25 protein-coding genes are annotated in these 26,657 nt (G+C 70.5%); 12 read left to right on the forward strand and 13 right to left on the reverse strand.

The window, feature by feature from the left end; all coding sequences use genetic code 11:
- Window positions 1-7: 7 nt before the first annotated feature.
- From trpS to sdhC, 7 genes are all read right to left on the reverse strand, one after another.
- The gene (gene trpS, locus FHX53_RS09415; protein ID WP_182491091.1) at window positions 8-1,012 is read right to left on the reverse strand and encodes a tryptophan--tRNA ligase; all 1,005 of its coding nucleotides are present in this window, start codon (window positions 1,010-1,012) and stop codon (window positions 8-10) included.
- Window positions 1,013-1,063: 51 nt separating this feature from the next.
- Window positions 1,064-1,909, reverse strand: coding sequence for an exodeoxyribonuclease III (locus FHX53_RS09420; RefSeq protein ID WP_182491092.1), 846 nt, complete (start codon window positions 1,907-1,909; stop codon window positions 1,064-1,066).
- 52 nt (window positions 1,910-1,961) lie between these two features.
- On the reverse strand, window positions 1,962-3,128 hold the full coding sequence (locus FHX53_RS09425; protein ID WP_182491093.1) for a YihY/virulence factor BrkB family protein: 1,167 nt from the start codon (window positions 3,126-3,128) through the stop codon (window positions 1,962-1,964).
- A 148-nt stretch (window positions 3,129-3,276) separates the two neighbouring features.
- Window positions 3,277-4,032: a succinate dehydrogenase iron-sulfur subunit gene (locus FHX53_RS09430; protein ID WP_182491094.1), complete on the reverse strand. Its 756-nt coding sequence runs from the start codon at window positions 4,030-4,032 to the stop codon at window positions 3,277-3,279.
- On the reverse strand, window positions 4,032-5,816 hold the full coding sequence (gene sdhA, locus FHX53_RS09435) for a succinate dehydrogenase flavoprotein subunit (protein WP_182491133.1): 1,785 nt from the start codon (window positions 5,814-5,816) through the stop codon (window positions 4,032-4,034). Before sdhA ends, FHX53_RS09430 begins: the two co-directional genes overlap by 1 nt.
- A gap of 65 nt (window positions 5,817-5,881) precedes the next feature.
- A complete protein-coding gene (locus FHX53_RS09440; protein WP_182491095.1) occupies window positions 5,882-6,325 on the reverse strand; it encodes a succinate dehydrogenase hydrophobic membrane anchor subunit in 444 nt (147 codons plus the stop codon).
- Window positions 6,326-6,327: 2 nt separating this feature from the next.
- Complete coding sequence (gene sdhC / locus FHX53_RS09445) at window positions 6,328-6,723, reverse strand: succinate dehydrogenase, cytochrome b556 subunit (protein ID WP_220476362.1); 396 nt, start codon at window positions 6,721-6,723, stop codon at window positions 6,328-6,330.
- Window positions 6,724-6,921: 198 nt separating this feature from the next.
- On the opposite strand from sdhC, the gene FHX53_RS09450 reads away from it, so the two are divergent.
- From FHX53_RS09450 to FHX53_RS09480, 7 genes are all read left to right on the forward strand, one after another.
- On the forward strand, window positions 6,922-8,043 hold the full coding sequence (locus FHX53_RS09450) for a mannose-1-phosphate guanylyltransferase (protein WP_182491097.1): 1,122 nt from the start codon (window positions 6,922-6,924) through the stop codon (window positions 8,041-8,043).
- A 238-nt stretch (window positions 8,044-8,281) separates the two neighbouring features.
- Window positions 8,282-9,379 (forward strand): BMP family ABC transporter substrate-binding protein, encoded by a 1,098-nt coding sequence (locus FHX53_RS09455; RefSeq protein ID WP_182491098.1) that lies wholly within the window; start codon window positions 8,282-8,284, stop codon window positions 9,377-9,379.
- A gap of 255 nt (window positions 9,380-9,634) precedes the next feature.
- Window positions 9,635-11,149 carry an ABC transporter ATP-binding protein gene (locus tag FHX53_RS09460; RefSeq protein WP_182491099.1) on the forward strand — a complete coding sequence of 505 codons (1,515 nt, stop codon included), beginning with the start codon at window positions 9,635-9,637 and terminating at the stop codon, window positions 11,147-11,149.
- Window positions 11,146-12,414, forward strand: coding sequence for an ABC transporter permease (locus FHX53_RS13665; protein WP_182491100.1), 1,269 nt, complete (start codon window positions 11,146-11,148; stop codon window positions 12,412-12,414). The genes FHX53_RS09460 and FHX53_RS13665 overlap by 4 nt, the downstream gene beginning before the upstream one ends.
- Window positions 12,411-13,721, forward strand: a complete 1,311-nt coding sequence (locus FHX53_RS09470) for an ABC transporter permease (protein WP_425488312.1) — start codon at window positions 12,411-12,413, stop codon at window positions 13,719-13,721. Before FHX53_RS13665 ends, FHX53_RS09470 begins: the two co-directional genes overlap by 4 nt.
- A 17-nt stretch (window positions 13,722-13,738) precedes the next feature.
- Window positions 13,739-14,164, forward strand: coding sequence for a cytidine deaminase (locus tag FHX53_RS09475; RefSeq protein ID WP_182491101.1), 426 nt, complete (start codon window positions 13,739-13,741; stop codon window positions 14,162-14,164).
- Window positions 14,161-15,462 (forward strand): thymidine phosphorylase, encoded by a 1,302-nt coding sequence (locus FHX53_RS09480; protein ID WP_182491102.1) that lies wholly within the window; start codon window positions 14,161-14,163, stop codon window positions 15,460-15,462. Before FHX53_RS09475 ends, FHX53_RS09480 begins: the two co-directional genes overlap by 4 nt.
- A 25-nt stretch (window positions 15,463-15,487) precedes the next feature.
- Here the strand turns inward: FHX53_RS09480 and uriH are convergent, their stop codons facing one another.
- Window positions 15,488-16,435, reverse strand: a complete 948-nt coding sequence (gene uriH / locus FHX53_RS09485; protein WP_182491103.1) for a uridine-preferring nucleoside hydrolase UriH — start codon at window positions 16,433-16,435, stop codon at window positions 15,488-15,490.
- Between the two features lie 63 nt (window positions 16,436-16,498).
- Here uriH and FHX53_RS09490 point away from each other — a divergent pair, with 63 nt between their 5' ends.
- The 3 genes from FHX53_RS09490 to FHX53_RS09500 are packed head-to-tail and all read left to right on the forward strand — an operon-like array spanning window position 16,499 to window position 18,356.
- Entirely contained in the window at window positions 16,499-17,638 is a 1,140-nt protein-coding gene (locus FHX53_RS09490) for an adenosine deaminase (protein ID WP_182491104.1), read from the forward strand.
- Entirely contained in the window at window positions 17,635-18,087 is a 453-nt protein-coding gene (locus FHX53_RS09495) for a PTS sugar transporter subunit IIA (protein WP_182491105.1), read from the forward strand. The genes FHX53_RS09490 and FHX53_RS09495 overlap by 4 nt, the downstream gene beginning before the upstream one ends.
- A complete protein-coding gene (locus FHX53_RS09500) occupies window positions 18,084-18,356 on the forward strand; it encodes a PTS sugar transporter subunit IIB (RefSeq protein WP_182491106.1) in 273 nt (90 codons plus the stop codon). The genes FHX53_RS09495 and FHX53_RS09500 overlap by 4 nt, the downstream gene beginning before the upstream one ends.
- Before the next feature lie 24 nt (window positions 18,357-18,380).
- Here the strand turns inward: FHX53_RS09500 and FHX53_RS09505 are convergent, their stop codons facing one another.
- The 4 genes from FHX53_RS09505 to FHX53_RS09520 form a co-directional block, all read right to left on the reverse strand.
- Window positions 18,381-18,968 carry a hypothetical protein gene (locus FHX53_RS09505; protein WP_182491107.1) on the reverse strand — a complete coding sequence of 196 codons (588 nt, stop codon included), beginning with the start codon at window positions 18,966-18,968 and terminating at the stop codon, window positions 18,381-18,383.
- Window positions 18,965-20,179, reverse strand: coding sequence for a hypothetical protein (locus FHX53_RS09510; RefSeq protein ID WP_182491108.1), 1,215 nt, complete (start codon window positions 20,177-20,179; stop codon window positions 18,965-18,967). Before FHX53_RS09510 ends, FHX53_RS09505 begins: the two co-directional genes overlap by 4 nt.
- A gap of 23 nt (window positions 20,180-20,202) precedes the next feature.
- Complete coding sequence (locus FHX53_RS09515; RefSeq protein ID WP_182491109.1) at window positions 20,203-21,882, reverse strand: phospho-sugar mutase; 1,680 nt, start codon at window positions 21,880-21,882, stop codon at window positions 20,203-20,205.
- Window positions 21,883-21,973: 91 nt separating this feature from the next.
- Complete coding sequence (locus FHX53_RS09520; protein WP_182491110.1) at window positions 21,974-22,807, reverse strand: purine-nucleoside phosphorylase; 834 nt, start codon at window positions 22,805-22,807, stop codon at window positions 21,974-21,976.
- A 117-nt stretch (window positions 22,808-22,924) separates the two neighbouring features.
- Here FHX53_RS09520 and FHX53_RS09525 point away from each other — a divergent pair, with 117 nt between their 5' ends.
- Both FHX53_RS09525 and FHX53_RS09530 read left to right on the forward strand, forming a co-directional pair.
- Window positions 22,925-24,364, forward strand: a complete 1,440-nt coding sequence (locus FHX53_RS09525; RefSeq protein ID WP_182491111.1) for an NAD(P)H-quinone dehydrogenase — start codon at window positions 22,925-22,927, stop codon at window positions 24,362-24,364.
- A 209-nt stretch (window positions 24,365-24,573) separates the two neighbouring features.
- Window positions 24,574-25,539, forward strand: a complete 966-nt coding sequence (locus FHX53_RS09530; protein ID WP_182491112.1) for a hypothetical protein — start codon at window positions 24,574-24,576, stop codon at window positions 25,537-25,539.
- 120 nt (window positions 25,540-25,659) lie between these two features.
- Here FHX53_RS09530 and FHX53_RS09535 read toward each other — a convergent pair.
- The coding region (locus tag FHX53_RS09535; protein ID WP_343050944.1) for an ATP-binding protein at window positions 25,660-26,657 on the reverse strand (998 nt) is incomplete at its 5' end.

Below are 26,657 nucleotides of genomic sequence, written 5' to 3' on the forward strand. Positions count from 1 at the left end.
ACCGGCTTCATGCGCGCGGGAGGAACCCGACGGCGTCGTACACGCGGGCGAGCGTCGCGTCGGCGATGGCGGATGCCCGGTCCGCGTTGATCGCGAGCAGTCGGTCGAGCTCGGCGGGGTCGTCGAGCAACTCGAGCGTGCGCTCGCGGATCGGCCGCAGCTCCTCCACGACCGCCTCGGCCACGGCGCTCTTGAGCGCTCCGTACTGCAGGCCGTCGAACTCGGCCTCGACCTCCGCGACCGAGCGCCGCGTCACGATCGCGAGGATCGACAGCAGGTTCGAGACGCCGGGCTTCTCGATCGGGTCGTACCGCACGACGCCCTCCGAGTCGGTGACGGCCGATTTGATCTTCTTCGCGAGCGCCGTGTCGTCGTCGAGCATCCAGAGGATCCCGGCCGGGCTCTCGCCCGACTTCGACATCTTCGAGCCCGGGTTCTGCAGGTCGTAGATCTTCGCGGTCTCCTTGAGGATCCGCACCTCGGGCACGACGAGGGTGTCTCCGAAGCGCGAGTTGAACCGCGTCGCGAGGTCGCGCGTGAGCTCGATGTGCTGGCGCTGATCCTCGCCGACGGGCACGACGACCGCGTCGTAGAGCAGGATGTCGGCCGCCTGCAGGATCGGGTATGTGAACAGCCCGACCGACGCGACGTCGAGGCCGCCGCGCGCGGACTTGTCCTTGAACTGCGTCATGCGCGACGCCTCGCCGTATCCCGTGATCGTGTTGAGCACCCACGCGAGCTGGGCGTGCGCGGGCACGTGCGACTGCACGAAGAGGGTCGAGTGCTCGGGGTCGATGCCCGCCGCGATGTACTGGGCGGCCGTGCGGCGCGTGCGCTCGCGCAGCTCGGCGGGATCCTGCGGCACCGTGATCGCGTGCAGGTCGACGACGCAGAAGACGGCGTCGTGGGTCGCCTGCATCTCGCGCCACTGCAGCAGTGCTCCGGCGTAGTTGCCGAGGTGCAGGCTCGCCGCGGAGGGCTGCATGCCGGAGAACAGGCGGGGTGCGGTCATGAGACGTTCCTTCTCGAAGATCGAAGCGGCGGATGCTGGGCGCGAGCGGGGCTACAGCTCGTAGTCGACGACCACAGGCGCGTGGTCGCTCCAGCGCGTGTCCCACGACGGCGCCCGGTCGATCGCGTAGCCGGTGACGGCGGCGGCGAGCGCGGGAGTGGCGACGTGGTAGTCGATGCGCCAGCCGGTGTCGGTGTCGAACGCCTTCCCGCGCTGCGACCACCAGGTGTACGGGCCGTCGACCTCGCCCGCCTGGGCGCGCCCGACGTCGACCCAGCCGAGGCCGGTGCCGGTCGTGCCGTCGACGCACTCGACGCTCTCGCCTGCCGTCGCGAAGAAGCGGTCGAAGTAGGCGCGCTCGCGCGGCAGGAAGCCCGCGCTCTTGCGGTTGCCCCGCCAGTTCCTGATGTCGAGCTCGCGGTGGCCGACGTTGAGGTCGCCGACGACGAGGGCGTGCTCACTGTGGGCGGCGAGCTGCGGCAGGCGCTCCTCCATCGCGTCGAGGAAGCGGAACTTCTCGACCTGCTTGGGGGTGTCGACCTCGCCCGAGTGCACGTAGCAGCTCACGACGGTGATGGGCACGTCGCCGACGTGGAGGTCGGCCTCGAGCCAGCGCCCGGCGGAGTCGAAGTCCTCGTCGCCGAGCTCGACGCGGTGCGCGTGGATGGGCCACCGAGTGGCGATCGCGACCCCGGCACGCCCCTTCGCGGTGGCGGCGTCGTGAAGGACCGTCCAGCCCTCGCCGAGCAGCCCCGTGACGTCCTCTGTGGATGCCCGGACCTCCTGCAGCGCGAGGATGTCGACGTCACGCTGCGCGAGCCACTCGCCCATGCCCTTGCGGTACGCGGCGCGGATGCCGTTGACGTTGACGGAGGCGATGCGGACCGGATTCGGCATGGGTTCATCCTAGGTTCGACCCCGGACCTCCTCTCGACGTGCGACGGCCCGCTCAACCCCGGACGGCGGCCCTCCCGCGATCGGCGCCGTCGGCGCGCACACGTTCCTTCTCCCGTTGGCGGGCTGCGCGCTTCCGTCTCCGTCGGGCACGATGCCGCGCCCAGAAGCCACCGATCTCCTCGAGGTCCCCGTCGTGGGCGGCCACGAGCGCGCGGGCTCTCTCCAGGCGCTCCTCGGCGACGCGCCCATCAAGCACGAGTCCCGCATCCCGAACCGTCACCGCGACCCACGCCGCTGACACGAGAATCACCTGGCAGACGAGGTTGAAGAAGATCAGCAGACCGATGATGACCGCGAAGGAGGCCAGGAGCGGGTTGGAGGTCGCGCCGCCCAGCAGTGCCGACCCGAGCACCTTGAGGGCCCCGAGCAGCGCCGCTCCGAGGAGCACCCCGGCGCGCAGCTGGGGAATGGGGATGCGCAGCCCCGCGAGGATGCGGAACAGCGCGCCGAGCACGACGACGTCGAGCGCGAACATCACCGCGAGCGACACGACGCGCGACAGGATGGTGGCGATGACGGTCTCGCCGAGCCCCAGCGCACCCAGCACGAGGGTGGTCGCCTGCGTGCCGACGATGGTGAGCGCGGCGGAGACGATCAGCAGCGCGCCGAACCCGATCGCGGTGACGAGGTCCTTGAGGCGCTGGACGACGACGTTCCCCTCGGCCGGCGGCAGATCGAAGAGCACCCGCACGGCATCGCGTGCCGACGCCAGCCAGCCGAGCGCCGTCGCGAGGAGGCCGATGAGCGCGAAGGCCCCCGTCCAGGTGAACGCCGCCGTGTCGAGCAGGTCGTTCGGGTCGATCGCCCCGTCGCCGAACCCCGTGTCGATCAGGCCGGGCACCGCATCGGCGAGCACGCGGATGACCGTGGTGCGCAGTCCGAGATCCTCCGAGATGATCGCGCCCGCGATCGAGAACCCCACCCAGAGCGCGGCGAAGACCGAGAAGATGGCGGAGTACGCGAGCCCCGACGCGAGGATGGGGCCGCGCTCGCCGCTGTAGTGCTGGAACACGCGCACCGGCCTGGTCCGCACGACGCGCGCGATGAGCGCTTTCGCGCGGTCCACCATGCTCGGCTCGCCCTCCTGCGTCGGCCCGGTCAGCGGCGCGGCGGGGGAGGGATCGACCGTCGTGCGTTCGTCTTGCTGCGATCCGGGCATCCCGTCACCCTAACGAGGGCTGCGGCGCCGCGGCACCGGACGTTCAGCGTCGTCGCAGGCGATCGCGCGTCTGGCCCGCAACGGGAGAGGGCCCCAGGGGAGCATCCCGGCGGCCCTCGATCGGCGCGTTCGGACGCGCGATCCGTCGTTACGGCCTGCCGCGGAGGATCGCCTGCTTCACTTCGGCGATGGCCTTCGTGACCTCGATGCCGCGGGGGCACGCCTCGGAGCAGTTGAAGGTCGTGCGGCAGCGCCAGACGCCCTCCTTGTCGTTGAGGATGTCCAGGCGCACCTGGGCGGCCTCGTCGCGGCTGTCGAAGATGAAGCGGTGCGCGTTCACGATCGCAGCGGGGCCGAAGTACTGGCCGTCCGTCCAGAAGACGGGGCACGAGGAGGTGCACGCGGCGCACAGGATGCACTTCGTGGTGTCGTCGAAGCGCGCGCGCTGCTCGATCGTCTGCAGGCGCTCCTTCTCGGGCTTCGAGCTCGCGATGAGGAACGGCTGCACCTGGCGGTACGACTCGAAGAAGGGCTCCATGTCGACGATGAGGTCCTTCTCGAGCGGCAGGCCCTTGATCGCCTCGACGTAGATCGGCTTCGTGATGTCGAGGTCCTTGATGAGGGTCTTGCACGCGAGACGGTTGCGGCCGTTGATGCGCATGGCGTCGGATCCGCAGATGCCGTGGGCGCACGAGCGGCGGAACGCGAGCGTGCCGTCCTGGTCCCACTTGATCTTGTGCAGCGCGTCGAGCACGCGGTCGGTCGAGTACATCTCGACGTCGAAGTCCTGCCAGTACGGCTCGGCGTCCTTCTCGGGGTCGAACCGGCGCACGATGAGGGTGACGGTGAAGGCCTGGACGGCGCCGACCTCCTGCGCGGGAGCCTCGGGGGCGGTCGTGGCCATCAGTACTTCCTCTCCATGGGCTGGTAGTGCGTGATCGTGACGGGCTTCCAGTCCATGCGGATGTGGTCCTCCGGGTTCGCCGAGTGCAGGTCGCCGACGAGGTACGCCATCGTGTGCTGCATGTAGTCGGCGTCGTTGCGGTCGGGGTAGTCGTCGCGCATGTGACCGCCGCGGCTCTCCTTGCGGTTGCGCGCCGAGAACACGACGACCTCGGCGATGTCGAGCAGGAAGCCCAGCTCGATCGCCTCGAGGAGGTCGGTGTTGAAGCGCTTGCCGCGATCCTGGATGCCGATGTTCTGGTAGCGGTCGCGCAGCTCCTGGATGGTGGTGGTCACGCTGCCGAGGCTCTCCTCGGTGCGGAACACCTGCGCGTTCTTGTCCATCTCCTCCTGCAGGGTCTTGCGCAGGGGCGCGAGGCGCTCGGGGCCGTCGGCCACGCGCAGGCGCTCGACCATCTCGCGCACCTCCTTCGACGGGTCCTCCGGGAGGGGCGCGAAGTCGGCCGAGTTCGCGTACTCGACGGCGTACTTCCCGGCGCGCTTTCCGAACACGTTGATGTCGAGCAGCGAGTTGGTGCCGAGGCGGTTCGAGCCGTGCACCGACACGCACGCGCACTCGCCGGCCGCGTAGAGGCCCTTGATGACCGTCTCGTTGTCGGCGAGGACCTCGGCCTTGATGGTCGTCGGGATCCCACCCATGGCGTAGTGCGCCGTCGGCATGACCGGCACGGGCTCGTGCACGGGGTCGACGCCGAGGTAGGTGCGCGCGAACTCGGTGATGTCGGGGAGCTTGGTCTCGAGTACCTCGGCGCCGAGGTGGGTGCAGTCGAGGAGCACGTAGTCCTTGTTGGGGCCGGCGCCGCGGCCCTCCGCGACCTCCTGGACCATGCATCGCGAGATGATGTCGCGCGGTGCGAGGTCCTTGATGGTGGGGGCGTAGCGCTCCATGAAGCGTTCGCCGCTGGCATTGCGCAGGATGGCGCCCTCTCCGCGGGCGCCCTCGGTGAGCAGGATGCCCAGGCCCGCGAGTCCGGTCGGATGGAACTGGAAGAACTCCATGTCCTCCAGCGGGATGCCCTTGCGCCAGATGATGCCGACGCCGTCGCCCGTGAGGGTGTGCGCGTTCGAGGTCGTCTTGTAGATCTTGCCGAAGCCGCCGGTGGCGAAGACGATGCTCTTGGCGTGGAACACGTGCAGGTCGCCCGTCGCGAGCTCGTACGCGACGACGCCCGCGGCGCGGCGCTCGCCGTCGAGCTCGCTCAGCAGGAGGTCGAGGACGTAGTACTCGTTGTAGAAGTCGATGCCCAGCTTGACGCAGTTCTGGAAGAGCGTCTGCAGGATCATGTGGCCGGTGCGGTCGGCCGCGTAGCAGGCGCGGCGCACGGGCGCCTTGCCGTGGTCGCGCGTGTGACCGCCGAAGCGCCGCTGGTCGATCTTGCCGTCGGGCGTGCGGTTGAAGGGCAGACCCATGTTCTCGAGATCGATGATCGCGTCGATGGCCTCCTTCGCGAGGATCTCGGCCGCGTCCTGGTCGACGAGGTAGTCGCCGCCCTTCACGGTGTCGAAGGTGTGCCATTCCCAGCTGTCCTCCTCGACGTTCGCGAGGGCGGCGGCCATGCCGCCCTGCGCGGCGCCCGTGTGCGAGCGCGTCGGGTAGAGCTTGGAGATGACGGCGGTCTTTGCGTTCGGGCCCGCCTCGATGGCGGCGCGCATGCCGGCGCCGCCCGCGCCGACGATGACGACATCGAACTGGTGGTGGTGGACCGCGGACGCGGTCGGGGTCATGGTGGTCTCAGTGCTCAAGGGATGTCTCCGCTGGTGTCAGGGGTCGGCGCTCAGGTTTCGACTGCTCAGAGCGTCGAGCAGAAGGAGGCGACGAGCTCGGGGTCCGCGCCGGCGGGGCACGGGTCGAAGGTGTAGATCACGAGCGTGCCGAGGATGAGCAGCACGGCTGTGGAAGACGCGAGCGCGAAGTGCAGCGCTGCGCGCACCTTCGGCTTCGTGACGTAGTCGTTCACCAGGGTTCGCATTCCGTTCGCGCCGTGGATGAGGGCGAGCCAGAGCAGCAGCGTGTCCCACACGATCCAGAACGGGTCGGTGAGCTTGCCCGCGACGAAGGCGAAGTCGATCTGCTTCACGCCCTCGCCGGCGACGAGGTTGACGAAGAGGTGGCCGAAGATCAGCACGACGAGGACGACTCCCGAGGCGCGCATGTACATCCACCCCCACTTCTCGAGATTGACGCCGCGGCGGGTGCGGTTGACCGGGGTCCGGGGTGCGTCGATGGTCGTCATGGTCAGCCTCCGAACACGGCGATGAGGTGGCGGGGGGTGAAGGCGATCATCAGCACGGCCCACACGCCCAGCACGGTCCAGAAGAGCGCGCGCTGGTGGCGCGTGCCGACCGACCAGAAGTCGACCAGGATGATCCGCAGCCCGTTGAGGGCGTGGAAGAGGATCGCGGCGACGAGCGCGAGCTCGCCGAGGCCCATGATGGGCGTCTTGTACGCGCCGATGACGGCGTTGTACGCCTCAGGGCTGACGCGGACGAGCGCCGTGTCGAGGATGTGGACGAGCAGGAAGAAGTAGATCGCCACACCGGTGATGCGGTGCAGGACCCATGACCACATTCCCTCGCGGCCGCGGTAGAGCGTTCCGGCGATGACGGGTGGTCGGGGGGCGGGCACGGACAGGGGGGCCGACGAGCTACTCGCTCCGGCTCCCGCTACCTTCGCTGGCACGAGAAACCCTCCTCAGGGCAAGGACGACGGGCGCAGTTTTCTGCGTCCTTGAACTCCGATGATTACCGGTCTCGACTGGTGGCCGCCGATGCGCTCCATCCTACGTCGACATTTCTGAGTGCTTCCGCCCTGCGCGCTAGGGTGACCGGCATGCGTCAACTCGAGGGAGCACTGCCCGACTTCCACGCGATCATCCCCGCGGGCGGCGTCGGCTCGAGGCTGTGGCCCCTCTCTCGGGCCGAGGCGCCGAAGTTCCTGCACGACCTGACCGGCACCGGGCGCACGCTGCTGCGGGAGACGTGGGAGCGCATCCTGCCGCTGACCGGGATCGACCGCATCATGGTCGTCACGGGGCGCGCCCACCGGGCCGCCGTCGAGAGGCAGCTGCCCGAGCTCACGCCCGCGAATATGGTGCTGGAGTCGGAGCCGAAGGAGTCGTCCGCGGCGATCGGCCTCGCGGCCGCCATCCTGCACCGGCGCCAGCCCGATGTCATCGTGGGCTCCTTCGCGGCCGACCACGTCATCACGGATGCCGACCGCTTCCGCCGCACGGTGGCGGAAGCGGTGGCGGTGGCGCGCACCGGGCTCATCACGACGATCGGCATCACCCCGCTCGAGCCGTCCATCGGCTTCGGCTACATCCACTGCGGCGCGCCGCTCGAGATCGAGGGCGCTCCGCACGCCGAGCTCGTCGACCGCTTCGTCGAGAAGCCCGACCTCGAGACCGCCACGCAGTACGTGCGCTCGGGCGACTACCTCTGGAACGCGGGCATGTTCATCTCGCGCGCCGACCGGCTGCTCGACGAGCTCGCCCGCACCCAGCCCGAGCTGCACGAGGGCCTCGTGGAGATCGCGGCGGCGTGGGACACGGAGCAGCGGGACGACGTCGTCGACGCCATCTGGCCAATGCTGTCGAAGATCGCGATCGACTACTCGGTCGCCGAGCCCGCCGCGGAGGAGGGCCGGCTGGCGGTCGTGCGCGGCGACTTCCCCTGGGACGACGTCGGCGACTTCTCCTCCCTCGCCAAGCTGCTCTCCGGCGGCCGTCCTGGCGATCTGGCGATCCTGGGTGAGGGCGCGCGCGTGCTCGCCGATTCCTCGAGCGGGGTGGTGGTCAGCCAGAGCCAGAGGCTCATCTCACTCATCGGGGTCACCGACATCGTCGTCGTCGACACCCCCGACGCGCTGCTGGTCACCACCCGAGAGCACGCTCAGCGCGTGAAGGCGGTCGTCGACGCGATCAAGTCCGCGGGGCGCAACGACCTGCTCTAGCGCGAGCGATGAGCGAGGGCGGATGCGCCTCGCGCCGCGCATCCGATGCTCATTCGCGCATCTCGCAGATCGATCTGTGGCGGGATGCCCGGATTTCCGCGGGATTTCGGCCCCGTCCCGGTTCCGTAACGCTTGCATCACCAGGGCCGAAAGCCACTGCTGAGCAGGGATCTCGGGCGCTAACGTAAGGCGCAACCACCCCAGCGCCCCCGCTGGGCCCTGCTTTCTGGAGGACACAGTGACGTTCACTTCCCGCAAGTCCGCGTTCAGCGGTCTCGCCCTTATCGGCGCCAGCGCGCTCGTGCTGGCCGGCTGCGCCGCCGCACCCGAGGCACCCGAAGAGCCCGCTCCCGGTGAGACGACCGAGGAGGCCCTCGACTTCTACCCCTGCATGGTCTCGGACGCGGGCGGCTTCGACGACAAGTCGTTCAACCAGGCCGGGTTCACCGGTCTGGAGGACGCCGCGAACGACCTCGGCGTCGAGTTCAACGCCATCGAGTCCCCCGACGAGAACGCGTACAATCCGAACGTCTCGAGCCTCGTGGACGAGGGTTGCGACCTGATCGTGACGGTGGGCTTCCTGCTCGCCGAGGCCACGTCGGAGGCCTCCGCCGCCAACCCCGACATCAATTTCGCGATCATCGACGAGTTCGTCGAGGGCGACAACGTCAAGCCGATCCAGTTCAACACCGTCGAGGCGGCGTTCCTCGCCGGCTACGCGGCCGCGAGCTACTCGCAGACCGGTTTCGTCGGGACTTTCGGCGGAATCCAGATCCCGCCGGTCACGATCTTCATGGACGGCTTCGTCCAGGGCGTCGAGTACCACAACGAGGTCAAGGGCACCAGTGTCCAGGCTCTCGGCTGGGACTTCGACGCGCAGACCGGCGCGTTCACCGGCGGCTTCGCTCCCGGCACCGAGGCGCTCACGACGGCTCAGGGCCTCATCGACCAGAACGTCGACGTGCTCCTGCCCGTCGGCGGCCCGATCTACCAGAGCGCCGCGGAGGCCATTCGCGACTCCGGCCGTGAGATCGCCCTCATCGGCGTCGACTCCGACGTCTTCGAGACCGACCCCTCGGTCGCCGACCTGCTGCTGACCTCGGTTCTCAAGAACATCGCTGTCGGCGTCTACGACGTCACGACGAGCGCCGCCGACGGCTCGTTCGACAACAGCCCGTTCGTCGGCACGCTCGAGAACGGCGGCCTCGGCCTTGCGCCGTTCCACGACTTCGAGTCGAAGGTCAGCCCCGACCTCGCCGCGGAGCTCGAGGAAGTCACCGCCGGGATCATTGACGGCTCGATCGAGGTCACCTCGCCCGCGTCGCCCGGCCAGTAGTCCCAACCGGAAGCACCCCGGGGGAGGCCAGCGCTGCTGGCCTCCCCCGGTCCTGTTTTCCGGCTCCGCCGCTCGCCGCCGGCGCCCTCGCCGGTCTGCTCAGATGCGCAGATCACTGCTCAGATACCGGAACCGGCGCTCCCGTACAGTGGAGCATCGGGCTCGCGGCGGTCGCCCTGAACGCGGCATCCTCCCGACCCCCTCAGCTCACGGACAGCGCCGACTCCACCCCGACGGCGCGGGAAGGCGCGGAGCATGAAACTCGAGCTTCGTGGCATCACCAAGCGCTTCGGCGCGCTGGTCGCCAACGACCACATCGACCTCGCGGTCGAGCCCGGCGAGATCCACTGCCTGCTCGGTGAGAACGGTGCGGGCAAATCCACGCTCATGAACGTCCTGTACGGCCTCTACCAGGCCGACGAGGGCCAGATCCTCCTCGACGACGCGGTTCAGAGCTTCTCCGGCCCCGGCGACGCGATGAGCGCCGGCATCGGCATGGTGCACCAGCACTTCATGCTCATCCCCGTCTTCACCGTCGCGGAGAACGTCATGCTGGGCAACGAGTCGACCAAGCCGGGCGGTCTCCTCGATCTCGAGGAGGCCCGATCGAAGGTCGAGGAGATCTCTGCCCGCTTCGGCTTCGACATCGACCCGGATGCGCGCATCGAGGACCTCCCCGTCGGCGTCCAGCAGCGAGTCGAGATCATCAAGGCGCTCTCGCGCAACGCGAACGTGCTCGTCTTCGACGAGCCGACCGCCGTGCTCACTCCCCAGGAGACGGATGAGCTCATGGCGATCATGCGCCAGCTCCGCGACGAGGGCACGTCGATCGTCTTCATCACTCACAAGCTGCGTGAGGTCCGAGAGGTCGCCGATCGGATCACGGTCATCCGTCTGGGGAAGGTCGTCGGGGAGGCGGCGCCGACCGCGACGAACGCCGAGCTGGCCTCCCTCATGGTCGGCCGCGCCGTGGATCTCACGGTCGACAAGGGCCCGGCCGCCCCGGGGGACGACGCGCTCGTCGTGCGCGATCTGACCGTCACCGACCTCAGAGGCCAGGTGCTCGTGGACGGCGTGTCCTTCTCGCTGCGACGCGGTGAGATCCTCGCCATCGCGGGCGTGCAGGGAAACGGCCAGACCGAGCTCACCGAGGCGATCATGGGTCTGCAGCACCGGGTCCATGGGTCGATCTCCCTCGACGGCGAGGAGCTCATCGGGCGCTCCACGCGCGGCGTGCTCGATGCCGGCGTCGGCTTCGTGCCGGAGGATCGTAAGGAGGACGGCCTGATCGCCGAGATGACGATCGCGGAGAACCTCATGCTCGATCGGTCCACGAGCGAGCCCTTCGTGAAGCGCGGCACGCTCCAGCTGGCCGATCTCGCTCGATTCGCGGAGGAGAAGGTGCGCGAGTTCGACGTCAGGGCGCAGGGGATCGCCACGCGCGTCGGCCGCCTCTCCGGCGGCAACCAGCAGAAGGTCGTCCTCGCACGCGAGCTCAGCCGCGACCTGAGGCTCTTCATCGCCGCGCAGCCCACTCGGGGGCTCGACGTCGGCTCGATCGAGTTCGTGCACAAGCGCATCGTCGAGACGCGCGATTCCGGGGTCCCGGTCATCGTCGTCTCGACCGAGCTCGACGAGGTCGTCGCGCTCGCCGACCGCATCGCGGTCATGTACCGCGGCCGCATCGTGGGCATCGTGCCCGGCGACACGCCCCGCGCGACCCTCGGACTGATGATGGCCGGCGAGACGCCGGCGGAGGTGGCCGCATGAGCACGACGACCAGCCCCACGACCCCGGCGAGCGCCCCCGAGACGCCCGCCGCCCCGCGGTCGAACCAGATCATGAAGGAGATCCTCGGCGGCTCCGCCGCGATCTCCGTCCTCGCCGTCGTCCTCGCGCTCATCGCGGGCGGCATCCTCATCATCCTGACGGACGAGCGGGTCGCCGAGACGTCCGGCTACTTCTTCTCACGGCCCACCGACACGCTCGGCGCCGCCTGGCAGGCGGTGAGCGGCGCCTACTCCGCCCTCTTCCGCGGATCGGTGTTCAACTACGCGACCGACCGCGGCTTCGCGATCGCGATCCGTCCCCTGCTGGAGACGCTCAGCTTCGCCACACCGCTCATCGCCGCGGGGCTCGGTGTCGCTCTCGCCTTCCGCGTCGGTCTGTTCAACATCGGCGGCCGCGGCCAGATGCTGATCGCGGCGGCTGCGGCCGGGTACATCGGGGCGTACGTGCCGCTCCCGCCGGTCATCCACCTCGTCGTGGCCCTCGTCGTCGGCATCATCGGCGGCGCGCTCTGGGGCGGCATCGTCGGGCTGCTCAAGGCCCGAACCGGCGCGCACGAGGTGATCGTGACGATCATGCTCAACTACATCGCCTTCTACCTCGTGTCGTACCTGCTGCGCACGCCCGGCGCGCTGCAGGCGCCCGGCCAGAACAATCCGAAATCCGGACCGATGCTCGACTCGGCGCACTACCCGAGCCTGCTGGGGCCGCAGTACACCCTCGACATCGGCTTCATCCTGGTGATCGTCGCGACCATCTACGTCTGGTACCTGCTCAACCGGTCGGCCATGGGCTTCCAGTTCCGCGCGGTCGGCGAGAACCCGCACGCCGCTCAGGTCGCCGGCATCAACGTCAAGAGCGTCTACGTCAAGGTCATGCTCATCGCCGGGGCGCTCGTCGGGCTCGCGGGCGTTCAGCAGGTGCTCGGCAACTTCACCGGCGGCTTCGCCGCCGGCCTGGACGCCGGCATCGGCTTCGACGCGATCACGGTCGCGCTCCTCGGCCGATCCAAGCCATGGGGCGTGTTCTTCGCCGGGATCCTCTTCGGAGCCCTGAAGGCCGGATCGTTCACGATGCAGAGCGCCGAGGGAATCCCCGTCGACATCGTGCTCGTCGTCCAGAGCTTCATCGTCCTCTTCATCGCGGCACCCCCGCTCGTGAGGGCGATCTTCCGACTGCCGACGCCCGACGGCAGCTTCCAGTGGCGCAAGCCAGTGATCGCCCGCAAGGCGGAGGTGTCGAAGTGACCGCTGCACCCGCGACCACCGCGCCCTCCACGACGACGGCGAGCGGAGCATCCCCCATCACGGTCCGGAGCTGGAAGGCCCCGATCGGATTCGCGATCTTCACCGCGATCGCCATCCTGCTGTTCTTCGTCGTCGGTCGGCCCGACCTCGAGGGCGGCAACCCCACGACCACATACCGGCTGTCGGAGGCGCGAGACGCCATCCAGCTTCCTCCCCTGACCCTCGGGCTGGCCGAGACCACGATCGTGGTCGTTCTGCTCATGGCCGCAGCGACCGTCGGCACCGTTCTGCTCTCGCGTGCGTCGGTCCGGGTGCCGCTGTGGCTCACGACGGTGTTCGCCGTGCTCTTCCTCGTCGGCTTTCTGACGTGGGCCGCCGCCGGTGCCACCGTGCCGATGATCGGCCTTCTCGCCGGGGCGCTCACCGTCAGCACGCCGCTCATCTTCGGCTCGCTCGGCGGTGTGATCTCCGAGCGCGTCGGCGTCGTCAACATCGCCATCGAGGCCCAGCTACTCGGCGGCGCCTTCATGGCCGCGATGCTCGGCAGCCTCACCGGCAGCCCGTACGTGGGCCTGCTCGGCGCGATGGTCGCCGGAGCGCTCGTGTCGGTCGTGCTCGCGGCGTTCGCGATCAAGTACTTCGTCGACCAGGTCATCGTCGGCGTCGTGCTCAACGTGCTCGTCCTCGGCCTCACGAGCTTCCTTTACTCCACCGTCATGGTGCCGAACGCCGAGACGTTCAACTCGCCCGTGAAGTTCGAGCGCATCGCCATCCCGCTGCTGAGCGAGATCCCGGTCCTCGGGCCGATCCTGTTCCGGCAGACGGTCATCGTCTACCTCATGTACATCGCGATCTTCCTGGTGTGGTTCGGGCTCTTCAAGACGCGCTGGGGCCTGCGGCTCCGCGCGGTGGGCGAGCACCCGACCGCCGCCGACACGGTCGGCATCAACGTGCGGGCGACCCGATTCTGGAACGTCCTCCTGGCCGGCGCGATCGTCGGCGGAGGCGGTGCCTTCTTCACTCTCGCCGCGGTCGGCTCGTTCGGCAAGGACATGACCAACGGCGCCGGTTTCATCGCCCTCGCCGCCGTGATCTTCGGCCGCTGGGATCCGATCCGCGCGACCCTCGCGGCCCTGCTGTTCGGCTTCGCGACGAACCTGCAGTCGACGCTGTCGATCGTGGGGTCGCCCGTGCCGAGCGAGTTCATGCTCATGCTCCCGTACGTCGTGACGATCGTCGCGGTCGCCGGCTTCGTCGGGCTCTCCCGACCGCCTGCGGCGTCCGGCAAGCCGTACATGAAGGCCTGAGCGGAGCGATCGAGCACATGACAGGACCGACGACGCCCGCATCCGGCTCGATCGACTGGGACGCGCTCCGGGCCGTCGCGCTCGAAGCGATGGGCAAGGCCTACGTGCCGTACTCGAAGTTCCCCGTGGGCGTCGCCGCGATCGTCGACGACGGCCGCATCATCGCGGGCTGCAACGTCGAGAACGCCTCTTACGGACTGACGCTGTGCGCGGAGTGCGCGCTCGTGTCGACGCTGCACATGACCGGCGGAGGCCGACTCGTCGCCTTCACGTGCGTCGACGGCAACGGCGGCGCCCTCATGCCCTGCGGTCGCTGCCGCCAGCTGCTGTTCGAGCACTCGGCCGAGGGCATGCTGCTCGAGACCGTCTCGGGCATCAGGACCATCGACGAGGTCCTGCCGGATGCGTTCGGGCCCCGCACGCTGGAGGAATACCGCTCATGAGCATCGAACCGTTCGACGTCGTCGACCTCATCCGCACCAAGCGCGACAAGGGAGCCCTGACGACGGCGCAGATCCAGTGGATGATCGACGCGTACACGCGCGGCTACGTCGCCGACGAGCAGATGTCGGCGATGACCATGGCGATCTTCCTCAACGGCATGACGCGCGAGGAGGTGCGCGACATGACGTTCGCGATGGTCGCCTCCGGCACGCGCCTCGACTTCTCCGGTCTCTCCAAGCGCACGACCGACAAGCACTCCACGGGCGGAGTGGGCGACAAGATCACGCTGCCGCTCGCGCCGCTCGTCGCGTCGTTCGGTGTCGCAGTGCCGCAGCTCTCCGGCCGCGGGCTCGGTCACACCGGCGGCACGCTCGACAAGCTCGAGAGCATCCCGGGCTGGCGTGCGAACGTGACCGTCGACGAGATGATGGCGCAGCTCGAGAGTGCCGGTGCCGTCGTGTGCGCCGCGGGCTCGGGCCTCGCGCCCGCCGACAGCAAGCTCTACGCGCTGCGCGACATCGCGGGGACCGTCGAGTGCATCCCGCTCATCGCCTCCTCGATCATGTCCAAGAAGATCGCCGAGGGCACGGCCGCGCTCGTGCTCGACGTCAAGTTCGGCTCGGGCGCCTTCCTCAAGGACATCGAGCAGTCGCGGGAGCTCGCGAAGGTCATGGTGCGTCTCGGTGAGGATGCCGGGGTCGCGACGCGCGCGGTGCTCACGAACATGAACGTGCCGCTGGGACTCGCGATCGGCAACGCCAACGAGGTGCGCGAGTCCGTCGAGGTGCTCGCGGGCGGCGGACCCGCCGACGTCGTCGAGCTCACCGTGACGCTCGCCCGCCACATGCTCGAGCTCGCGGGGGTCACCGACGCCGACGTCGAGGGCGCGCTACGGAGCGGACGGGCGATGGATTCCTGGAACGCGATGATCCGCGCGCAGGGCGGCGATCCCGATGCGCCGATGGCGGAGGCGAACGAGCACCACGTCGTCACGGCCGACCGCGACGGCGTCCTCCTCGAGCAGCAGGCCCTGCCCTTCGGCATCGCCGCCTGGCGTCTCGGCGCCGGGCGCGCCCGCAAGGAGGACCCGGTGGATCACGCCGCGGGCATCGACCTGCACGCGAAGCCCGGCGACGCCGTGACGAAGGGGCAGCCGCTGTTCACCATGCACGCGAACGACGCGGCGCGGTTCGACCGCGCGCTCGAGGCGCTCGAAGACGGCTACCGCATCGGCGACGAGGGTGACGAGGTCGTCACGGGCGGGCCGCTCATCGCGGGGGTCGTCGAGGCGGACTAGGCCGACCGCGGTCGCCGAGCGCTCCCTACAGCTCCACCGCCCCGATGCGCTCGAGCGCGTCGACGACGAGCGCCCAGAAGCGGTCGTTGTCGATGTCGAGGGCGACCTGCGTCGTGCATCCCTCAGGCGCGGGGCCGCGCAGATCGGCGACGGTCATGCCGAGCGTGAGCCCGCCCGTCAGCTCGACATCGAGCGGCGCCTTCACAACTCGCAACAGCGACGGGTCGATGAGGTAGGCGACCGCGCACGGGTCGTGCACGGGCGGGTGGTCGAAGCCCTGCGCGTCCTTGTAGGAGTGCGCGAAGAACTCCAGCAGCTCGCCGACGAACCGGGCGGGCGCCGTGCCGACCGCCGCGATGCGCGCGGCAACCTCGTCTGTCGCGAGCGCCTGATGGGTCGCGTCGAGACCGATCATCGTGAGCGGCCATGGCTCGTTGAACACGATGTGGGCGGCCTCGGGGTCGATGATGATGTTGAACTCGGCGACGGCGCTCCAGTTGCCGACGTGCACGCCGCCGCCCATGAGGACGACCTGCTTGACGCGCTCGGCGAGGCGGGGCTCCTTCCTCACCGCGATGGCGATGTTGGTGAGCGCGCCCGTCGGCACGAGCGAGACCGTCTTCGGCGGGTGGCTCATGACGATGTCGATGATGAGGTCGACCGCGTGGCGGGCATCGAGCTCGACCGCCGGCTCGGGGAGGGCCGGGCCGTCGAGGCCCGATTCTCCGTGGATGTCCGGAGCGGTCTCGATGGTGCGCACGAGCGGGCGGTGGGCTCCGCGCGCGATCGGCACGGCATCCATGCCGATGACGCGCGCGACCGAGAGCGTGTTGCGCGTGACCTTCTCGATCGTCTGATTCCCCATGACGGTCGTGACGGCGAGCAGCTCGATCTCCGGTGAGCCATGGGCGAGCAGCATCGCAACCGCGTCGTCGTGGCCGGGGTCGCAATCGAGGATGATCTTCTCGGGCATGAGCCGAGCCTAGAGCTCGCCGAGCGGGGTCACGACGCGGTAACGAACCGGTAGGTTTGAGTCATGACGACGGCGACGACCACGACCCCGCTGCCCGGGACGGACACGGTGCTCGAGCTTCTGCCGAAGGTGTCGCTGCACGACCACCTCGACGGGGGCCTGCGCCCTCAGACGATCATCGAGCTCGCCGAGGAGGCTGGCGTCGAGCTGCCCACGACCGATGCCGACGAGCTCGCCGCCTGGTTCGCCGAGAAGAGCAACTCCGGCTCGCTCGTGGAGTACCTGAAGACCTTCGACATCACGACCGCCGTCATGCAGACGCGCGAGGGCCTCGAGCGCGTCGCCCGCGAGGCCGTGCTCGACCTCGCCGCGGACGGCGTCGTCTGGGGCGAGATCCGATGGGCCCCCGAGCAGCACCTCACGCGCGGGCTGAGCCTCGACGAGACGGTGGAGGCCGTGCAGGCGGGCCTCGATGCGGGCGTCGCCGAGGCGCGATCGCTCGGCCAGCGCATCCGCGTCGGTCAGATCGTGAGCGCCATGCGCCACGCCGATCGCGGCCTCGAGATCGCCGAGCTCGCCGTGCGCCACCGCGACAACGGGGTCGTCGGCTTCGACATCGCCGGCGCGGAGGCGGGCTTCCCGGCCGGCCGCATGCGCGACGCCTTCGACCTCCTCGCCGCGAGCTTCTTCCCCGCGACCGTGCACGCGGGCGAGGCGGACGGGCTCGAGTCGATCCGCGGCGCCCTGCTCGACGGGCGCGCGCTGCGCCTCGGCCACGGCGTGCGCCTCGCCGAGGACATCGACATCACGACCGAGGGAGAGTCGACGTTCGCGCGCCTCGGAACCCTCGCCGAGTGGGTGAAGGACCGCGGCATCGCCCTCGAGACGAGCCCGAGCTCGAACCTGCAGACGGGTGCGATCGCGCAGTGGGGCGACGAGCTCGTCGACCACCCTCTCGATCTCTTCTACCAGCTCGGCTTCCGCGTGACCGTCAACACCGACAACCGGCTCATGAGCGGCACGACCCTGAGCCGAGAGCTCGCGCTCGTCGCCGACGCGTTCGGCTACGGCGTCGCGGACATCCTCGCCTTCCAGCTCAACGCGGCCGAGGCGGCGTTCCTCCCCGTGGAGGACCGCGTCGAGCTCGCCGAGATGCTCGTCGAGGGCTTCGAGGCCGCCCTGGCGGGTGAGCACGCCGGATGACGCTGCCCGAGCTCGCCGACCGGGCGATCGTCCTGCGCGCGCGAGCCGCCGACTGGCGGGAGGCCGTGCGCATCGCCGGCGATGCCCTCGTCGACAGCGGGTGCACGACGAGCGAGTACACCGACGCGATGATTCGCATGGTCGAGGATCACGGGCCGTACATCGTCATCGCTCCCGGTCTCGCGCTCGCGCACGCGCGCCCCGGGGGAGCCGTCCGATGCGACGGCCTGTCGGTCGTGACGCTCGCCGGGCCCGTCGATTTCGGTCACGCCCACCACGACCCGGTGCGAGTCGTCATCGGCCTCGCCGGGGTGGCGCCGGATGCCCACCTCGCCGCCGTCGCGGCCCTCGCGAACGCCTTCAACGACTCGGCCGCGATCTCCGCGGTCGCCGACGCTCCGACCCGCGAGGCCGTCCGCGCCATCCTCGAGCGCTCGGAGCGCTCGTGAAGATCGTGACGATCTGCGGCGCCGGAATCGGATCGAGCGGCATCCTCAAGGTCAACGCCGAGCGCGTGCTGCAGCGCCTCGGCCTGGAGGCGACCGTCGTCGCCGCCGACATCGGCTCCGTCGCGCGGGTCGCGGCCGACGCCCAGGTGATCCTCACGAGCGCCGAGTTCGTCGAGGCCATCGGGCCCACGCGGGCCGACGTCGTGGTGATCGAGAACTACTTCGACACCGACGAGCTCAGCCGCAAGCTCGAGGTCGCGATCGGCTGAGCAGCGCGCGCGGCGAGGGCGGGCTCAGCGGTCCGCGCCGCCGTGTAGCTCATCGAACCGGGCCTGCTCGCGCTCGCGTCGGATGCGCAGCGCGAGGGCGATGACGAGCCCCATCGCGGCGACCGGCACGATGGCCCCGGTGTAGCCGAAGAGCGCGAGGCCGACGAGCGCCGCGACGCCCAGGCCGACGACCGCGATGCGCTCGGGCCGACGCGCTGGGCCGCTCGTGGGCAGGACGCTGATCGCGGCGACCCCCGACGCCGCCGCGGTCGTGAGGAAGATCGGCAGGGTCAACGACGGGGGCACGACGGCGACCGGGGACGCGATCGCCTCCACGACGACGACGGCGGGGCGCACGAGCAGCAGCCCGATCGCGAGGCGCAGCAGCCATGCGGGCAGGGCGGGACGGTCGACGAGCGCCAGCGCGGCGAGCAGCAGCGGGATGAACCCCACAAGCGCGAGCGCGTTGCCGACGAGGACGACGCGAAGCGCCGTCAGCTGATCCGCCGGGTCGAGCGCGCCGAACGCGAGAAGGAGCGGCGGGCCCCACGCGCCGATCGTCGTCATCGCCAGCGCGACCACGGCGAGGAGGAGTCCGTGACGAAGGGTCATCGGGCCGCGCCTCGCTCCACGGCGGCGCGCCGGTTCCGTCGGGCACCGCGCCCGCGTCGACGGAGCGCGAGGAGCGTCGTGACGACGGAAACGAACGCGAGGACCAGACCACCGGTGCTCACGACCACGAGCCACCACGCCGTCGCCGCGACGATCGCCACGAGCACCGCGCCCTCGGTGGAGACGCTGAATCCGCGTCGGGCGAGAGCGCCGGCGAGCAGGGCGACCGCGACGGACTGCACGGCGACGGCCGCGAAGAAGACGGGGTCGAGCGGCGCGGCGATGAGCGCGATCGAGGCCAGGCCGAGCATCCCGCCCCCGACCGCGAGCCAGGCGCGCAGGCGCGCGACGGCGCCGCGCATCAGGGCCAGCTGAACGGCGAGAGGGATCGCGGCGAGCGACGCGGCGGCGAAGCCCTGGCCACCGCCGGCGTCGTCACCCGACGCGGCGCCGACCGCGATGCCGATCGCCCACGCGACGACGACCGAGCCGATCGCGGTGCACCCGAGGGCGAGGACGAGCCGGAGGGAGCCGCGCTCGAACTGAGGTCCGCGCTCGCGCGCCCGGAACTCGTCGCGCGGGTCGACGCGAGCTCCGCCTCCGAGGGCGATCGCGCGCTCGCGCGCCTCGAGGGCGCGCGCTCGACGCCGATGGCCTGCGCGATCGACGACTCCGATGAGTACGGCGCCGGCCATTATGAGCTCGGGAGGCGCCCCCGCTGCCATGAATGGGATGGCGAAGCCCGCACCCGCGATGCCCGACCAGACGTGGGCGGCCATCGCCTCGACGTGCGGCCGGATCAGCACCGCCGTCGACGCCGCGGCCGACGCCGCCGCCGTGATGATGCCGATCGACGCGACAGAGCCGACGATGCCGATCGGCCGGTCGGGGCCGGAGTTCAGCAGCCAGATGATGGCGACCGCCGAGAGCCCGGAGGCGATCGCCATGACGATCGCGCCGATCGCCGGCGTGCGCTCGAGGCGGTCCTCCCCGCGCCGGGCGAGCAGCGTCACCAGGGCGCTCGCCGCGATGAGGATGCCCGCAGTGCGGAGGAGCCCGGTGAGCTCGGGTCGGCCCAGTACGCCGGCCCCGAGACCGAGCGTCGCCACCACGAGCGCGAGCACGAGCGCCCGCGCGACGCCCGGGCTGAGCAGGGGTTCGTGCGCGAGCGGACGGAAGGGCGCGGGCGGCGCGGGCGGCGAAGTGCTCACCGTGTCAGTCAAGCACGCGCGCCCTAGATGATGAGCGCGCGCATGCCCTCCTCGAGCGCCGCGACCTCCGCCTGGGCGGCCGAGCGGCGCTCGTCGACGTCGCCCTGCGTGCTCGACGCGTCGATGTAGACCTTGACCTTCGGCTCGGTGCCGCTCGGGCGGACGATGACCCGCGCTCCGCCGTCCATCCAGAAGCGCAGGATGTCTGAGGGCGGGAAGACCCCGAAGCCGCGGATGAAGTCGTCGACCTGCGAGACCCGCACCCCGTTGATCGAGGCGGGAGGGGCATCCCGCAGCGACGCCATGATCGCGGGGATGCGCGTGAGGTCGGTGACGCGCAGCGAGACCTGCGCGCTCGCGAACGCACCGAAGCGCTCGTCGAACGCGCGCTGGTGGTCGGCGAGCGTGCGCCCCTCGGCCGCGAGCTCGCCGACGAGGGCGAGGAGGTCGACGGCGGCGGAGATGCCGTCCTTGTCGCGAACCTTCTCGGGGTCCACGAGGTAGCCGAGGGCCTCCTCGAAGCCGTAGGCGAGGCCGCCGACGCGCGAGACCCACTTGAAGCCCGTGAGGGTGTCGCTGTAGCTGAGGCCGTACGCCTTCGCGACCTCCGAGAGCGCGGGCGAGGAGACGAGCGAGGCGGCGAGCTTCGCCATGCGGCCCTCCTCCGTGATCCGCTCGGCGGCGCGCCAGCCGAGCAGCGCGCCGACCTCGTTGCCGGTCAGTCGACGCCAACCCTCGGGAGCCTCCGCATCGGGGATCGCGATGGCGAGCCGATCGGCGTCGGGATCGTTGGCGATGATGAGCCCGGCACCGGCGCTGGTCGCGGTCACGTACGAGAGATCCATCGCGCCCGGCTCCTCCGGGTTGGGGAAGGCGACGGTCGGGAAGGCGCCGTCCGGCTCGATCTGCTCGGCGACGACGGTCGGCTCGGCGAAGCCGGCGGCGCGGAACACGCGCTGCGCGACCTCCCACCCGACGCCGTGCATCGCCGTGTACACGAAGGGAACGGGGACTCGGGGGGCGGCGCCGTCGCCGTGGGGCGCGAGGGCCGCCGTCGCGGCGACGTACGCCTCGACGACGTCCTCGCCCGCGACCTCGAACTCGTTCGAGCGCGGCAGCTGGTCGATCGACGTCGTCGAGGCGACGCCGATGATCGCCTCGTGGATCTCGGCGTCGACGGGGGCCACGATCTGCGAGCCGTGATCGCGGCCGCCGAGGTAGACCTTGTAGCCGTTGTCGCGCGGCGGATTGTGGCTCGCCGTCACCATGACGCCGGCGCTCACGCCGAGGTGGCGCACCGCGAAGGCCAGCACGGGCGTCGGCAGCATGCGCGGCAGCAGGATCGCTCGTACACCCGCGCCCGCCATGATCTCGGCGGTGTCGCTCGCGAAGACGTCGGAGTTCACGCGCCCGTCGTACCCGATGACGATGCTCGGGTGGCTCTCGCGGCCGAGCAGGAAGCGGGCGAGCCCCGCGGCGGCCTGCGTCACGAGCACGCGGTTCATGCGGTTCGAGCCGGCGCCGAGCTCGCCGCGCAGCCCGGCGGTCCCGAACGCGAGCCGCGAGTCGAAGCGATCGTGCAGGGCGGCGACGGCCGTCGCGTCGCCGGCCTCGGCATCCGCGATGATCGCCTCGAGCTCGGCCCGGGTGACTGGGTCGGGATCCTGGTCGCGCCAGGCTTTCGCGGCGTCGAGCGTCGTCATGGGGTCTCCGATCTGGGTGCGGTGCGTGCGGTGCGCGGGGTGCGTGCGGTGCGCGTCAGCGGGGCGGATGCTCGGGCGGTGGTCCCGGTGGCTAGAGGGCCGCGACGATCCGGGCGAGGAGGGCGCTGATGACCGACTCGGCGTCCCTGCCAGCCTGCAGCACCTCGGCGTGGCTGAGCGGTTCGGGGCTGATGCCCGCCGCCAGGTTCGTGATGAGCGACATGCCGAGCACCTCCATGCCGGCCTGACGAGCGGCGATGGCCTCCAGCGCCGTCGACATGCCGACGATGTGCCCGCCCATGGCCTTCGCCATCCGGACCTCGGCGGGCGTCTCGTAGTGCGGCCCGCGGAACTGCACGTACACGCCCTCGTCGAGGCTCGGGTCGATCTCGCGGGCGAGTCTGCGCAGGCGGGCGCTGTACAGGTCGGTCAGGTCGATGAAGGTCGCGCCCTCGAGCGGGGAGTTCGCCGTGAGGTTCAGGTGGTCGCTGATGAGGACGGGAGTGCCGGGGCTCCAGTGCTCCAGGATGCCTCCCGCGCCGTTCGTCAGGATCATCGTCTGCGCGCCGGCGGCCGCCGCTGTGCGCACCGAGTGCACGACGCGGCGCACGCCATGGCCCTCGTAGTAGTGGGTGCGCGCGCCGATGACGAGAGCGCGCTTGCCGCCCGGGGTGAGGATGCTGCGCAGCGTGCCGACATGGCCGGTGAGCGCGGGGCGGGAGAACCCGACGATGTCGGTCGCGGGGATCTCGGCCGTGGTCTCGCCGATCAGGTCGGCGGCCTTCGCCCAGCCGGAGCCGAGCGTGAGGGCGATGTCGTGGCTCGCGACGCCCGTGCGCTCCGCGATCTGCGCCGCGGCCTCGGCGGCGATCGCGAAGGGATCGGCGTTCGGGTCGTCGAGAGGGTGCGGTGCGTCAGCGGACATGACGAACATCGTAGTGAGGAGGCCCGATGCGCGACCGCGCGGAGTCGTGCGCATGCGCGCCCGGGCGGGGCGGGCATCCGTTGGGGCGTTCACGGGGGGAGTGGAAGACTGGAGGGCGTGTCGACAACATTCGAACGGACCCAGCGCATCGTCATCATCGGCGGCGGCCCCGGCGGCTACGAGGCCGCCCTCGCCGGTCGCCAGCTCGGCGCGGAGGTGACCCTCATCGAGCGCTCGGGCGTCGGCGGGTCGGCGGTGCTCACCGACGTCGTGCCCTCTAAGACGCTCATCGCGACGGCCGAGGCCGCCGAGGCGATCATGGAGGCCGGCGAGGTCGGCGTGCAGTTCTTCGCCCGAGGTGAGCGCGGCCGCGCGGTCAAGCCCGAGATCGCCGTCAACCTGACCGCCGTCAACCAGCGACTGCTGCGGCTCGCCGCTCAGCAATCGCAGGACATGCACGAGCAGCTCGAGCGCGCGGGTGTGCGCATCCTCACCGGCGACGGCCGCCTCGACGGGCCTGGTCGCGTCATCGTCTCGACAGGAAGCGAGCGCAAGCGCGTCGACTTCGACGAGTGCGAGGCCGACACCATCATCGTCGCGGTGGGCGCGTCGCCTCGCGAGTTGTCGGCCGCCAAGCCCGACGGCGAGCGCATCCTGACCTGGAAGCAGCTCTACGGGCTCGAGGACGTCCCCGAGCACCTCATCGTCGTCGGGTCGGGCGTCACGGGCGCTGAGTTCGCGTCCGCGTATCGCTCGCTTGGCGCGCGCGTCACGCTCGTCTCCTCGCGCGACCAGGTCCTCCCGGGCGAGGATGCCGATGCCGCGGCCCTCATCGAGACCGTGTTCCTCCGCTCGGGCATGGAGCTGCTCTCCAAGGCCCGCGCCGAGCGCGTCGAGAACACCGGCTCGGGCGTGCGGGTGACCCTCGCCGATGGTCGCGTCGTCGAGGGCTCGCACTGTCTCATGGCGGTCGGCGCCGTGCCGAACACCGCAGGCATCGGGCTCGAGGAGGCGGGGGTCCAGCTCGCCGAGAGCGGGCACATCCGCGTCAACCGGGTCGCGCGCACGTCGATCCCGTCGATCTACGCCGTCGGCGACTGCAGCGACTTCCTGCCGCTCGCCTCCGTCGCGTCGATGCAGGGCCGCACCGCGGTGTATCACGCGATGGGCGACGCCGTTGACCCGGTCGAGCGCCGGAACGTGACATCCAACATCTTCACCCACCCGGAGATCGCGACCGTCGGGTTCTCGCAGAAGGATGTCGAGGAGGGCGTCGCGCGCGGCACCGTCTTCAAGCTGCCGCTCGCGGCGAACCCGCGCGCGAAGATGCAGGGCATCAAGGAGGGCTTCATCAAGCTCTTCGCCTCGCGCACCTCCGGAACCGTCATCGGCGGGGTCGTCGTTGCGCCGCGGGCCTCCGAGCTGATCCTGCCGATCGCGCTCGCGGTCGAGCACCGGCTCACGGTCGACCAGCTCGCGTCGGCGATGAGCGTCTACCCCTCGCTCTCGGGGGGCATCACGGATGCCGCGCGAGCGATGCACGTCATCCGCGAGTAGCGGGGCGGCGCCCGCGCGCCTCCGGCCCGCGGTTGCGCCCGAAAGTCGCAGTTGAGCCGGAAAGTTCTGACTCAAGCGTGATTTTTCCGCTCACGTGCGACGTTCGCGAGGTCGAACGCAGCTCCTCCAGAGTCGCCGGCGCCGCCCCTGCGTCCCCGGCGACGGGCGCGCCGCGCCGCTGGCGGACGCGCACTGGCCACACTCGGGGGATGTTCTTGCCCGAGGAAATGCGCCAGTCGCTCACTCTGATCAGCGAAGTCGTCGACCGCGGTGAGCGAGCGGTGACATACCGCGCACTCGCTTCCGGTTCGATGCGTCGGCTGCACCCCGGCGTCCACATCGCGGCGTCTCGGCTGAAGGAACTCAGCCAGGACGACCGGTACCTGCTGCGCGTCGTCGCTGTGGGTTCCAGGCTGCACCGACTCGACGTGCTGTCCCACTGGTCGGCCGCCGCGCTGTGGGGGCTGCCCTCGGTCGACTCCTGGCCGGCCGCCGTGCACTCGACGGTGCCGGCCGCGAGCATGCTGGCGTCGACCCGCAGCCTCCGACGGCATCGGGCGCGTCGCGGCCCGGGAGCGCTGCGCGAGCGTCTCGGTCTCCCGGTGACCTCACTCGCCAGGACAGTCGTCGACGTCGCCGCGACGAGTCCGTTCCCGGCGGGAGTTGCGCTCGCCGACGCCGCCCTCTTCGCCGTCGCACATGGCGCGCATGCAGGGCAGACAGTGACGTCACTCCGTGCAGAACTCGAGGACGAGCTCGAGGAGCTCGCGACGGGGCCGGGGAGCGCGCGAGCCCGACGGGTCATCGGCTTCGCCGACGAGCGAGCCGACCGGCCAGGGGAGTCTCTCAGTCGGGCCACGATGCACCTGCTGGGTGCGCCGGCTCCCGAGCTGCAGTTCGCGGTCGTGGGCGTCTCGGGCCAAACGTGGCACACCGACTTCGGGTGGCCGGAGTTCGGAGCCGTCGCCGAGTTCGACGGACGCGCCAAGTACTCCGACGCGCGCTACCTCGCCGGCCGGACCCCTGCACAGGCTGTCTATGACGAGAAGCTTCGGGAGGACGACATCCGCCCCCGCGTCCGCGCCTTCGGGCGATGGGACTGGCGGACGTCGAGGTCGCGCGATCTCATGAGGTCGGCGATCATGCGACTCGGGGTGCCCTGCGATGGCAGTTGAGCCGAAAAGTCGCATCAGCGCCCAAAATTCCGCGCACAACTGCAACTTTCGCACTCAAGTGGGGGTCGGGCGCGCGGGGTCGGGCGCGCGGGGTCGGCCGCGCGGGCGCGGGCGCGGCCGCTAGTCGGCGATCGTGAGGAGCACGTGGCCCGCGGCGACCGTCTCGCCGACCGTCGCGTTCACCCCGGAGACCGTGCCGTCCTTGTGCGCCGTCATCGGCTGCTCCATCTTCATCGCCTCGAGCACGGCGACGAGGTCGCCCGTGACGACCCTGTCGCCTTCGGCAACGGCGAGCTTCACGACCGTGGCCTGCATCGGGCTCTTCACCGCGTCGCCCGACGCGCCGATCGCGACCGCCGTGCCTCCCCGGCGGCGTGGGGCGACGGCGAGGGCGGTCTGGGCGCGGGATGCTCCGCTCGGCATGAGCGAATCGGGCAGCGACACCTCCAGGCGCTTGCCGCCGACCTCGACGACGACCGTGTGGCGCGCGGCAGGCGCCGACACCTCGTCGGCGAGCGAGCCGCTCCAGGGCTCGAGCCGGTTGTCGAACTCGGTCTCGATCCACCGCGTGAACACCGTGAAGGGAGCGCCGTCGGCGGGCGCGAACGCGGGGTCGTCGACGACTGCGCGGTGGAACGGAAGCACGGTGGGCAGGCCGGCCACCTCGAATTCGGCGAGAGCGCGGCGCGAGCGCTCGAGGGCATCCTCACGGGTCTTGCCCGTCACGATGAGCTTCGCAAGAAGCGAGTCGAAGGCGCCGGAGATGACGTCGCCGGTCGTGACGCCCGAGTCGACCCGCACGCCCGGGCCGCCGGGGAAGCGCAGAGCGTGAACGGGGCCGGGCATGGGCATGAAATTCAGCCCCGGGTCCTCTCCGTTGATGCGGAACTCGATCGAGTGGCCGTGTGCGACGGGGTCGTCGTAGCCGATCTCCTGGCCCTCGGCGACGCGGAACTGCTCGCGGACGAGGTCGATGCCCGTGACCTCCTCCGAGACGGGGTGCTCGACCTGAAGGCGCGTGTTCACCTCGAGGAACGAGACGGTGCCGTCCGAGCCGATGAGGAACTCGCACGTGCCCGCCCCGACGTAGCCGACCTCCCGCAGGATCGCTTTCGATG

It is taken from the genome of Microcella alkalica (assembly GCF_014137945.1).
GTDB classification, from domain to species: Bacteria; Actinomycetota; Actinomycetes; order Actinomycetales; family Microbacteriaceae; genus Microcella; species Microcella alkalica.